Genomic DNA, 10,972 nt, shown 5'->3' on the forward strand with positions numbered 1-10,972 from the left:
GTCTTTTTCAGAGTTTCCTTAAGAAATTTCTTGAAATCAGCCGCTACAGCGGCAAGGACGAAGTCATGCCCGAAGAAACTGTTTTGATCCAGCCGCTACTAGTTGAGCGTGACGCACACGGCTACTGGACCCACCCGGCCTGGCCATCCACCGAAGACGAGTTGATCCCATACGCCTGGGTTGACTCGCGCGGCCTGGAAGCGCGCGAACTGGCTTTCGAATACGACGCGTCAGAGGAAGTGCAGGCGTCATGGCTTGCTGAAGGTATCGCCGATTGTGCGGCCTGGCACCCGACCAATCCTCCTGGCGAAGGCTGGTTCATCTTCTCGATTCACGATACCGACGACGGCCCTATCTGCGTGTGGGTGCGCCAGGCGGTGGCACCGTGAGCCAGATCAAAGAACGCCCCATCCTGTTCTCGGCGCCGATGGTGCGCGCCATCCTGGAAGGCCGGAAGACGGTCACGCGCCGAACGATGAAGGTTCAGCCGGTGCTGAAAGGCAATTTCTGGGAAGTCTACGGCGCAGGCTGGGGCAAGGACGTGACTAACGTCCCGGCGGTCCCGGGCCATAGCCTTTCCTACAATTGCCCCTACGGCAAGCCCGGCGACCGGCTGTGGGTGCGCGAGACCTGGTACTGCAACCACTCCGAAGTCCAGAAAGGGCCGTACCTGCAACCTGCCGACATGGCGGATCTTGATCAGGCGCGAGAGGACGGCGACCTGGTGTATGCGGCTGACGGGCTGGAGCCCTACGAGCAAGAACAGCCAACCTGGAAACCCAGCATCCATACACCCCGCTGGGTGAGCCGCATACTGCTGGAGATCACCGACGTGCGCGTCGAGCGGTTGCAGGACATCAGCGACGACCAGGCCAAGGCCGAGGGATGCTTCTTCACCGACTACGGCCAGCAGTGCTTCCGCGGTGGCACAGGCTGGAAAGATGTCGGTGATTGTCCGACGCAGGCCGGTCACCAGCAGCGCAACGGCTGGGCCTGGGAAAAAACCACCAGCCACGAACAATGCCTTTTCACACCGCGCTTTGCGTTCGCCAATTTGTGGAACGCCACCGGCGGCGAGTGGGACGCCAACCCGTGGGTCTGGGTGGTCGAGTTCAAGCGGGTGACACCATGAAGCTCACAGAGAAACAACAGCTCGTTCTCGATGAGTTGCGCAAGATCGGACGGAAAAACGCCCATCTCTATCGAGACAGCCAGCCGTACCTGCATCAGAAAGATTGCGAGAAGCTGGCACTTGGTGACCAGGCGTGCGTGTTCGGCATGGGCGGCCTTACCTTTCAGGTTGGTCACCGCCTCGGCGTGTCGGCGCCGTCAGTGCTGAGCATATTCAAGGCCCTTCGGCGCAAAGGTCTGGTGATTCGCGAAGAGAGCTATCCCGATCATCAGCGTGCGCGCTACTGGTGGCCGGTTGGTCTGGCCGCCGAACTCCACGCCGAATTGCAGGTTGAAAACCTGGTGACGCCATGACAGACCACGAACTGTTAAAGCTGTCAGCCAAGGCCATGGGCTTCGAACTGGAGTACCGCCACGGCAGCGAAGCCTTCTACTACGACGACCCATACTCGGGCCGTGAGCAATGGCAGCCACTCAGTGATGACGTCCAGGCCATGCGCCTGGCGGTAGACCTTCAGCTCAGCATCCAATGGTTCACCAACCTGCAATACGTGATGGTCAAGCGCCGCGGCTTCGGCGAGAACATCGGCTGGACCGACGAAGCGGATCGAGGTGGAGCGCTCCGCCAGGCTATCACCGTAGTAGCAGCACAAATCGGCTCCACTCTGCCCTAACCCCAATCCCCCTACATGCCTGCCGGTGAGCGGCGGGCGAGGTTTACTTTCACGAAAGCCCATCAAACCAGCCTAGAACCCTTAACGTCTTCGCGAACTGTTTTTCGTTCGCAAGGAACACCAGCATCACCAAACTGACACCCATAAAGATACAAAGCCCTCCTCCCGACCCATCAATGACGACAAGAAACACTCCCAACCCCAGGAGTGCAGCACCAAACGCTCCTACCCACTTTCTAGCCTGCTTTTGCTCGGGGTACTTATCGAACATCCATTTTCTCCCCATCGAGTAACGCCTCGACCAACTGTAGACCAGTCGTGACTACTTACTACCAACCCTCTGCCGCCAAGCGCGGCGCGGAGCACTCAATGTCAGCAGCAGAACAGCTCAACGACGGCATCACAGGCGACAAGGTGCCGGAGGCGCAGATGGCCGAGATCCTCGGCACCACTCTCGCCGCCCTGCGCTCAAAGCGCGCTCGCAACCAAATCCCCCTCGGCGTCTGGAACAAACAGGGCAGCAGGGTTTTGTACAGCATCAGGAGATATTACGAATGGCTCGAAAGCCAATGGGTTTGCCCGCAGGAATGGACCTCCACCACGGATCGATCCGCATCCGCTTTATGTGGAACGGCAGCCGGCGCAGTGAAACGCTCCCCTATCCCCCGACACAGAAAGGAATCAAGTCTGCCTCACAGGTTGTTGATCAAGTAAAAGGCCTGATGAGGTTGGGGCTGCTCGATGACGACAAGTATGCCGAGCTGTTCCCCGGTTCCAGCAACGTCGCCGGCGGCAAGATCAACTTTGGCGAGTATGCCCAGCTCTGGCTGGATAGTCGGGAGGTGGTGGCCGGCACGAAGAACAACTACAAGGGGGCGCTGAACCGGTACTGGATGCCCGGACTGGCCCTGGTGCGGATCGATCTGATCACCACCACCCTGCTACGCCGGGTCATGGCCTCCAGGGAATGGAAGTCGCCCGGGGTGAAGCGCAACGCGATCTCGAAGCTGTCGACCATCCTGAATTCAGCGATGTCTGAGGAACTGATCCCGAAGAACCCGGCGGCGATCCTGGAGTTGCCCAAGCGCAGCAAAAAGGAGATCGACCCGTTCACCCTGGACGAGGCAAACCAGATCATCGCCAAGATGTACGAGCATGAACATTGGCCCAGCACGATCTACGCGGCATTTTTTGAGTTTGCGTTTTTTACAGGAATGCGTCTTTCCGAGGCCCTGGCGATGCGCTGGGACGCGATAGACGAAGAGAAGAAGACAGCCCACGTGTGTCGCGGGATCGCCTTGGGGGAAGTGGTGGAGCGTACGAAAACGGGCGGAGACCGTTTCGTTTTGTTGAATGAACGCGCTCTGCACGCCCTGGCGTTCGCCAAGGAATATGCGCAGCGCAGGAAAAAGGGCAAGGGAAAAGTGCTAGAAACGCCTTTCATTTTCCCGCCCTCGAAGAACTCGGAGTACGTGAAGCAGACGTCTGACCTGCACAAGCAATGGGTTCCGACACTGAAGGCTCTGAATATCCGTCGTCGGCCGCCATACAACTGTCGTCACACCTATGCGACAATATGCATTATGTCTGGCATGAACCCCGCCTTCATCTCCCAGCAGCTCGGCCATAGCGTGCAGATGCTGCTCTCGACTTATGCGCGTTGGATCAACTCAAGCTCAGATTGGGGCGAAATGGAAAAGCTCCAAATTGGTCCCAAATTGGTCCCAGTTCAAATAAGCGCACTCTAAGCTATTGATAGGTAAAGTAATTGATCTCCACAGCTAACATCACCATGCAGTTCGGCGCCAAGCCGCTCTTCGAGAACGTCTCGGTCAAGTTCGGCGCCGGCAACCGTTATGGTTTGATCGGTGCCAACGGTTGCGGCAAGTCGACCTTCATGAAAATCCTCGGTGGCGACCTCGATCCGTCCGGCGGCCAGGTCATGCTGGAGCCGAACGTTCGCCTGGGTAAACTGCGCCAGGACCAGTTCGCCTACGAAGAATTCACCGTGCTCGACACCGTGATCATGGGCCACGAGGAGCTGTGGAAGGTCAAGGCCGAGCGCGATCGCATCTACTCGCTGCCGGAAATGAGCGAAGAAGACGGCATGGCCGTGGCCGAGCTGGAAACCGAGTTCGCCGAAATGGACGGCTACACTGCCGAATCCCGTGCCGGTGAACTGCTGCTGGGCCTGGGTATTCCCCTGGAACAGCACTTCGGCCCGATGAGCGAAGTGTCCCCTGGCTGGAAACTGCGTGTGTTGCTGGCCCAGGCACTGTTCTCCGATCCTGAAGTGCTGTTGCTCGACGAACCGACCAACCACCTGGACATCAACACCATCCGCTGGCTGGAAAACATCCTGACCCAGCGTTCCAGCCTGATGATCATTATCTCTCACGACCGTCACTTCCTGAACAGCGTGTGCACCCACATGGCTGACCTGGACTACGGCGAGCTGCGCCTGTTCCCGGGCAACTACGACGAGTACATGACCGTGGCGACCCAGTCCCGCGAGCAATTGCTGTCGGACAACGCCAAGAAGAAGGCGCAGATCTCCGAGCTGCAATCCTTCGTCAGCCGCTTCTCGGCCAACGCTTCGAAAGCCAAACAGGCCACTTCCCGTGCCAAGGCGATCGACAAGATCCAACTTGCCGAAGTCAAGCCGTCGAGCCGCGTCAGCCCGTTCATCCGTTTCGAGCAGAACAAAAAGCTGCACCGTCAGGCCGTCATGGTCGAAAAAATGGCCAAAGGCTTCGACGGCAAGCCGCTGTTCAAAGACTTCAGCTTCCAGGTTGAAGCTGGCGAGCGCGTGGCGATCATCGGCCCGAACGGTATCGGCAAGACCACCCTGCTGCGCACCCTGGTCAACGAACTGACCCCGGACGCCGGCAGCATCAAGTGGACCGACGCCGCCGAGCTGGGCTACTACGCCCAGGACCATGCGCACGACTTCGAAGACGACGTGACCCTGTTCGACTGGATGGGCCAGTGGACCCAAGGCGAGCAAATGATCCGTGGCACCCTGGGTCGCATGCTGTTCTCCAACGACGAGATCCAGAAGTCGGTGAAGGTGATTTCCGGTGGCGAGCAAGGCCGCATGCTGTTCGGCAAGCTGATCCTGCAAAAGCCGAACGTGCTGATCATGGACGAACCGACCAACCACTTGGACATGGAGTCCATCGAGGCGCTGAACCTGGCGCTGGAGAACTACCCGGGCACGCTGATCTTCGTCAGCCACGACCGTGAGTTCGTATCGTCCCTGGCCACCCGCATCATCGAGCTGAGCGCCACCGGCGTGATCGACTTCAGCGGCACCTATGATGATTACCTGCGTAGCCAAGGTGTGGTGTTTTAAGAGCAACCATTAGTTTTTAACTGCAAACGGCAAGATAGAGCCCCGTCCTATGTGACGGGGCTTTTTGCATGTGCATGGCGCGCCATAATTAATAGATAGCCTGCTTTCTTTTCCGTTGGGCCCTTGCCATGATGCCCTCACCGCCCGCCCGCGAACGAGTGCCCATGTCTGCCGCCGCCCCCAGCTCCCTGTCGATCACCTTGCAGATCGTCTCTATCGTCTTCTATACCTTCATCGCGTTTATCTGCATCGGCCTGCCGATCGCGGTGATTCCTGGCTATGTGCATGAGCAACTGGGTTTCAGCGCCGTGGTGGCCGGGGTCACAATCGGTTCGCAATACCTGGCGACCCTGCTCAGTCGACCGATGGCCGGGCGCATGTCGGACAACGTAGGGACCAAGCGCGCGATTGTGTTGGGGTTGGCGGGGATTCTGGTCAGCGGCGTGCTGACGTTCTTTGCGACATTGCTTCAGAGCACGCCCACCTTGAGCCTGGGCATTTTGATTGTCGGGCGACTGTTGCTGGGCGTGGCCCAAGGGCTGATCGGCGTGGGCACCATCAGTTGGTGCATGGGCGCGGTGGGCGCGGAACACACGGCGCGCTCGATCTCCTGGAACGGCATCGCGTCCTACGGTGCCATCGCCATTGGTGCGCCGCTGGGTGTGGTGATGGTGGCTGAATACGGCTACAACAGCCTCGGTATTGCACTGGCCGTATTGTCCGCGCTGGGCCTGGTGCTGATCCGCAATAAACCCTCGGTGCCGGTAGTGCGCGGTGAGCGCTTGCCGTTCTGGGCGGTGTTCGGGCGTATCGCGCCCTTTGGCGCCAGCCTGTGCCTGGCCTCCATCGGCTACGGCACCCTCACCACCTTTATCACCCTGTACTACCTCAATCGTGGCTGGGCCGGTGCGGCGTACTGCCTGACGGTGTTTGGCGTGTGTTTTATCTTGTCGCGGCTGGTGTTTATCTCTGCGATCAGCCGGTTTGGCGGCTTTCGCGCGGCAATCGCCTGCATGACCATCGAGACGCTGGGCCTGACGTTGCTCTGGCTGGCGCCGTCGACGGGCGTGGCATTGATTGGCGCAGGGCTGACCGGCTTTGGCTTGTCGCTGGTGTACCCGGCACTCGGCGTGGAAGCCATCAAGCAGGTACCCAACAGCAGCCGTGGTGCAGGCCTGAGTGCTTACGCGGTGTTCTTTGATTTGGCCCTGGCGATTGCCGGGCCGTTGATGGGTGCCGTGGCACTGAACCTCGGCTATGGCTGGATCTTCTTTTGCGCCGCGCTGTTGTCGGTGACGGCCTTGGGCGTGACCGTTCTGCTCAAGCGTCGCGCTTACTGATCTGCCGTCTGCATCCCGGCGCGTGTTGCTTGGCCGAGGGTGTGGCTGAAAAAACGTCCTGCCTCGGAAATCAGGTCACGGTGAATCCCTTCGCGGTCGACGCCGTCGGCATCCGTGCAGATCGCTGGCATCGCCGCCAACTGATCACTGTCACACGGCGCCATGAACACGAAGTGTCCTGCTCCGGCCAACAGCTTGAAATCCGGCGGCTCGGGCAGTTTGCGCGCCAACGCCGCAGCGTTCTTGTCCACGGCCACCAGCTTGTCGCCGTCACCGCTGTAGAGCAGCACTGGCACATGCACGTCGGCCAAGGTGTGGCGACCGAACATCAGGCTCAACGGGGCCATCAACATCAACGCATGAATACGCGGATCGGCTTGCGGCTGCAGGTCGTCGCGGTCCACCACCAGTTCGCCTTTGGTGGTGCAGGCGTCACGGTCTTCCGGGCGTTCCTGGCAGTAGCGACGCAGGCGGTCGAAATCCGGCTTGGCACCGGCCAGGATCAACGCAGTTTCACCGCCCGCTGAATAACCGATCACCCCCACCTGATCGACGTTGACGAACGGCGACAGCATCGGGTCGCCCAAGGTGGCCGTGATTGCTTCGGAAATCTGGATCGGCCGGCCGTACAGGTTGCTCACCGTGCCCAGGCGGCTGTGGTCCTTGTAGTTGTCGCCAGGGTGCAGCACGGCCACAACCACAAAACCTTTGCGCGCCAGCGAGGTGGCCAGGTCGTGCAAGGCCAGCGGCGTGCCGGTGTTGCCGTGGGACAGCATCAGCATCGGAAAGCGGCCGATGGCAATCTTGGAATCTTCCGTGGCGGCGACGCGATAGGCGCCCAGCGGCGTGCTGTGCTCAAGCCCGGTGGAGGGATAGAAGGCGATGGCCTTCATCGGCTGTAAATCCAGCGGATCCAGGAAGGTCATGCGATGGAAGCCCACACTCCAATGCGGGTGCGGCGCAGGCGCGGCGTGCACTGAAACCAGGCCACCGAGCAAGGAAAGAACCATAACAGCACAAAGACGCATCATGAGGATGTCCACCTTTGCTGCATAAAGACCGGCATGTCGGGTTGAAAAGTCCATGGTTCAAGGCGCTCGACCGGGTGATATACCCATGCGTGCATAACCTGGGCCAAAGTAATGACAGCGGCTAAACGAAAAAACTCCGTAGTCCGGTCGTTTTGAGGCGATCAGAATACAGAGTTTAGACGTCCCGTTTCAGAATGAAACGGGGAACGGCACGGTTTTACCTAAGCTTTACGCAGCCGCGAACAATTGTTCGTTGATAACTACGTTGGCGTCGCTCAGGGACTTGCTGCGGAACTCATCACCGTACGCCAGGCCATGGGCGCGGACGAATTCGATGTCGGTGATGCCGAGGAAGCCCAGCAGTACTTTCAGATAATCTTCATGGGCCACACCGGTCGCCTGGCCGACATGCAGGCCGCCCGACGTCGACACAACGATGACTTTCTTGTTGCCGCACAGGCCTTCGGGGCCGGCTTCGGAGTAACGGAACGTCTGGCCGGCGACGGCAATGCGGTCGATCCAGGCTTTGAGTTGAGTCGGGATGGTGAAGTTGTACATTGGGGCGGCGATGACCACCGCGTCGGCGGCGAGAAACTCAGCCAGGGTCTTGGCGCTGAGCTCTGCTTCGTGCTGTTGCGCAGCATTGCGCTGATCAGCCGGAGTACCCAGGGCGCCCAGGGTTGCGCCGGAGAAGTGGTTGAAGCCTTCGGCGGCCACGTCACGGTAGGTCACTTCCACGCCCGGCTCAGCCGCTTGCCAAGCCTTGACCACACCAGCGCTGAGCTGACGGGACGCCGAGTTGTCGCCGAGGATGCTGGAATCGATATGCAACAGTTTCATGCGGGATCTCCAAGTGAGGATCGCGACGGGGCGATCAAGTGGGGTTGATCCTACAGATGATCCGAATAAACGATTAGACGGCTGAAATGCGACTGTTTGTCCTACCCCTGAGACAGTCCAGCCAAAACATGCACGCTGAATGGTTTCCGAAGTGTTATTTAGGGCTAACGCAATCGACTACCTCGATTCCAAGCAAATTCTTCAGAGGCAGCAGCGCCTGAGGAAACTCTGATTCAAGTACGAGCAGGGTTCTTACGTCCTTTACCGTCGATTCTGCGATCACCACAGCTTCCATTACCGCCTGGTATTTCACACACTGAAACAGCCCCCGAACAATGTCGGAAACGCTTGAAATCGAGGATTTGACTTCAGCGGCGATCCAAACGGACTTGCCGGAAAATGAGACATCCATGCGGTCTCCCGACGGAAGAGAGTATTCCGTGGTGCCAGCCAAAATACCGTCTCCGACGCCGATCACTTTAGGATTACGTGCCACAAACTCCTTCAATACTCTGTGAGCTTCACTCTCGCCACCTCCAAACCCTGCACTCGCCAGCGCTATTTCGTTTGTGAAGTCAGGCTCCACCGATTTCAACTCAAGCACTTCAAGTACTTCATCCCAATGGGGATAGGCAAAAATGTGATTGAGCTCGGCCTTCACGATCAATTTCTTTCGCGCAAGAGGAAGAGAACCAAAGTCTTCTTTTTTTACCAAAAACCAGCCCACTCCTTCGCCTGGCAGCCCAGTCGACTTGTTAACTACCAGACACTGGATAGGAGGAACCTTTTCTTGCCATTTTTCTGAGAGCAGCTCTAGGGTTTGTCCTATGCTCGCCAGCACGTAGTTGAGGTTACGTGGATTCGCCATCCCCAATTCTTGGGCGAGGTCGGAATAGAAAATGTTGGTACCGGCCTTCGCCTGACGAACAAGAATTGGAAACGCTTCGCGGGCGCGCTCTTGGTAGAGTTTATCGCCAGTAATGGGGGCGGATATCTGGGCAGTACTCATGTCAGTCCTTGAACGTTTGAGATGGGGCCTCGGAACTTGGAGGCGTCAGATGATTAACGGCACGCACAGTAGCTCATAGCCATCACCGCAGGCAACACAGCAGAGTTAAAGCGCAAACCCTCCTCAGATGGTCTGTACCGAATGCTGCTTGCCCGTTTTTTGTAGTGGATTTGCCCTCGTCAGACGCGGATAGTTCGTCCCACTGACAGGACAATAGGTTGATCATGCAAGACCTCAACGACCTCTACTATTTCGCCAAAGTCGTGGAAGCCGGTGGCTTCGCCGCCGCCGGCCGGCTGCTGGGGATTCCCAAGTCGCGGCTGTCGCGGCGTATCGCCGAGCTGGAAGAACGCCTCGGCGCGCGCCTGCTGCAACGCACTACGCGCCAACTCACCCTCACCGCCGTCGGCGAGCGCTACCTGCGGCATTGCCAGGCCATGCTGCTGGAAGCGGAAATGGCCGATGAGGCGGTCGCCAGCATGTCCAGCGAGCCCCGTGGACGGCTGCGTGTCAGTTGCCCGGTGGGCATGGCCCAGCACATCCTGCCGGAATTGGTGGCCGGGTTTCTGGCGGCGCATCCCCAGGTGCAATTGGAGATGACCCTGGTCAACCGCCGTGTCGATTTGGTCGCTGAAGGCATCGATGTCGCCCTGCGGGTGCGCGAGCTGGGTGATGAGGACCCGTTGCTCGTGACCAAGCGCCTGCGCCAGGCCCAGACCGTGCTGGTGGCCAGCCCCGTGCTGATGCACGGCCGTGAGGTGACGACCCTTGAGGACCTCAAGCAGCTACCGATCCTGGGTGCGTTGGAGGCAGATCGCCTGGTGCATCAACGCATCCTCGATCCCCAGGGCAACACCCACGATCTGGCGATGGAAGCACGGCTGGGTATCGACGATTTCATCGTGCGCAAGGCCAGCGCCATCATGGGCCTGGGTTTTACCGTACTGCCGATGATGTATTGCGAAGAGGAGTTGGCCAACGGCCGGTTGGTGCAACTGCTGCCGGAGTGGTCCTTGCCCGGCGGCTGGTTACAGGCGGTGTACCCCCATCGTCGCGGCGTGTTGCCGGCCATTCGTGCCTGGATCGATTATCTGGAAGAAGGTTTCAAAGGTTGCGGAGACCGCCTGCTATGAAGATGACCGAAGAACAAGTCGCCGCGTTCTGCCTCAGCCTGCCGGGCGCGCGGGAGGATTACAAATGGGGCGGCGTGCGTGTGTTTTCGATTGCGGGCAACAAGATGTTCGCGCTGCAGAACCTAAGGGGTGAGTCGTTGGCATTCAAGGTCGACAAGGCGTTGTTCCTCGGCCATGTGGACCGCCCAGGCATTCACCCGGCACCGTACCTGGCGCGGGCGCAGTGGGTCATTATGAATACGCCGTATCCGTTGGGGGATGAAGAGTTGCGTGGGTTGTTGCGGCGTTCTCACCAGCTTGTCGTCAGCAAGTTGCCCAAGCGCACGCAGGTCGGGTTGTTGCTGGACGATTGAGGCAAAGCACCTTGGTATCTAGTGACTATCGGTTGCTTTGCTTTTGCTTTGCTTTGCTTTGCTTTTGATCTCAGGCGCCCCGTCAACCACGCTGGCCGAACGCAGG

13 protein-coding genes are annotated in these 10,972 nt (G+C 59.0%); 9 read left to right on the top strand and 4 right to left on the bottom strand.

Translation table 11 applies throughout. From position 1 onward, the window contains the following. The 4 genes from HX793_RS29805 to HX793_RS29820 all read left to right on the top strand — a co-directional run. Positions 1-389: hypothetical protein (locus tag HX793_RS29805; RefSeq protein WP_256733979.1), on the top strand; the 389-nt coding region annotated here is incomplete at its 5' end. Beyond that, positions 386-1,132: a hypothetical protein gene (locus tag HX793_RS29810; protein WP_308936664.1), complete on the top strand. Its 747-nt coding sequence runs from the start codon at positions 386-388 to the stop codon at positions 1,130-1,132. The genes HX793_RS29805 and HX793_RS29810, both read left to right, overlap by 4 nt. Then, positions 1,129-1,485 (top strand): hypothetical protein, encoded by a 357-nt coding sequence (locus HX793_RS29815; protein WP_178905564.1) that lies wholly within the window; start codon positions 1,129-1,131, stop codon positions 1,483-1,485. Before HX793_RS29810 ends, HX793_RS29815 begins: the two co-directional genes overlap by 4 nt. Further along, entirely contained in the window at positions 1,482-1,805 is a 324-nt protein-coding gene (locus tag HX793_RS29820; protein WP_178905565.1) for a hypothetical protein, read from the top strand. Before HX793_RS29815 ends, HX793_RS29820 begins: the two co-directional genes overlap by 4 nt. Before the next feature lie 49 nt (positions 1,806-1,854). Here HX793_RS29820 and HX793_RS29825 read toward each other — a convergent pair whose 3' ends face one another. Further along, positions 1,855-2,076: a hypothetical protein gene (locus tag HX793_RS29825; protein ID WP_177004026.1), complete on the bottom strand. Its 222-nt coding sequence runs from the start codon at positions 2,074-2,076 to the stop codon at positions 1,855-1,857. Between the two features lie 283 nt (positions 2,077-2,359). Here HX793_RS29825 and HX793_RS29830 point away from each other — a divergent pair, with 283 nt between their 5' ends. From HX793_RS29830 to HX793_RS29840, 3 genes are all read left to right on the top strand, one after another. After that, entirely contained in the window at positions 2,360-3,553 is a 1,194-nt protein-coding gene (locus tag HX793_RS29830; protein WP_178905566.1) for a tyrosine-type recombinase/integrase, read from the top strand. A 20-nt stretch (positions 3,554-3,573) separates the two neighbouring features. Beyond that, on the top strand, positions 3,574-5,160 hold the full coding sequence (locus tag HX793_RS29835) for an ABC-F family ATPase (RefSeq protein WP_028616043.1): 1,587 nt from the start codon (positions 3,574-3,576) through the stop codon (positions 5,158-5,160). 164 nt (positions 5,161-5,324) lie between these two features. Then, the gene (locus HX793_RS29840) at positions 5,325-6,500 is read left to right on the top strand and encodes an MFS transporter (protein WP_061436794.1); all 1,176 of its coding nucleotides are present in this window, start codon (positions 5,325-5,327) and stop codon (positions 6,498-6,500) included. Here the strand turns inward: HX793_RS29840 and HX793_RS29845 are convergent. The 3 genes from HX793_RS29845 to HX793_RS29855 form a co-directional block, all read right to left on the bottom strand. Beyond that, complete coding sequence (locus HX793_RS29845) at positions 6,494-7,531, bottom strand: alpha/beta hydrolase family protein (protein WP_177096348.1); 1,038 nt, start codon at positions 7,529-7,531, stop codon at positions 6,494-6,496. The two genes, HX793_RS29840 and HX793_RS29845, sit on opposite strands and share 7 nt — an antisense overlap. A gap of 228 nt (positions 7,532-7,759) precedes the next feature. Then, on the bottom strand, positions 7,760-8,371 hold the full coding sequence (locus HX793_RS29850; protein ID WP_177049211.1) for an FMN-dependent NADH-azoreductase: 612 nt from the start codon (positions 8,369-8,371) through the stop codon (positions 7,760-7,762). Between the two features lie 154 nt (positions 8,372-8,525). Continuing rightward, positions 8,526-9,380, bottom strand: coding sequence for a hypothetical protein (locus HX793_RS29855; RefSeq protein ID WP_016979865.1), 855 nt, complete (start codon positions 9,378-9,380; stop codon positions 8,526-8,528). A 224-nt stretch (positions 9,381-9,604) separates the two neighbouring features. Here HX793_RS29855 and HX793_RS29860 point away from each other — a divergent pair, with 224 nt between their 5' ends. Together HX793_RS29860 and HX793_RS29865 are read left to right on the top strand one after the other, a co-directional pair. Further along, positions 9,605-10,513 carry a LysR substrate-binding domain-containing protein gene (locus HX793_RS29860; RefSeq protein ID WP_026000029.1) on the top strand — a complete coding sequence of 303 codons (909 nt, stop codon included), beginning with the start codon at positions 9,605-9,607 and terminating at the stop codon, positions 10,511-10,513. Then, positions 10,510-10,866, top strand: coding sequence for an MmcQ/YjbR family DNA-binding protein (locus HX793_RS29865; protein WP_016979863.1), 357 nt, complete (start codon positions 10,510-10,512; stop codon positions 10,864-10,866). The genes HX793_RS29860 and HX793_RS29865 overlap by 4 nt, the downstream gene beginning before the upstream one ends. Positions 10,867-10,972 lie beyond the last annotated feature (106 nt).

The organism is Pseudomonas reactans (assembly GCF_013387025.1).
Classification (GTDB): domain Bacteria; phylum Pseudomonadota; class Gammaproteobacteria; order Pseudomonadales; family Pseudomonadaceae; genus Aquipseudomonas; species Aquipseudomonas reactans.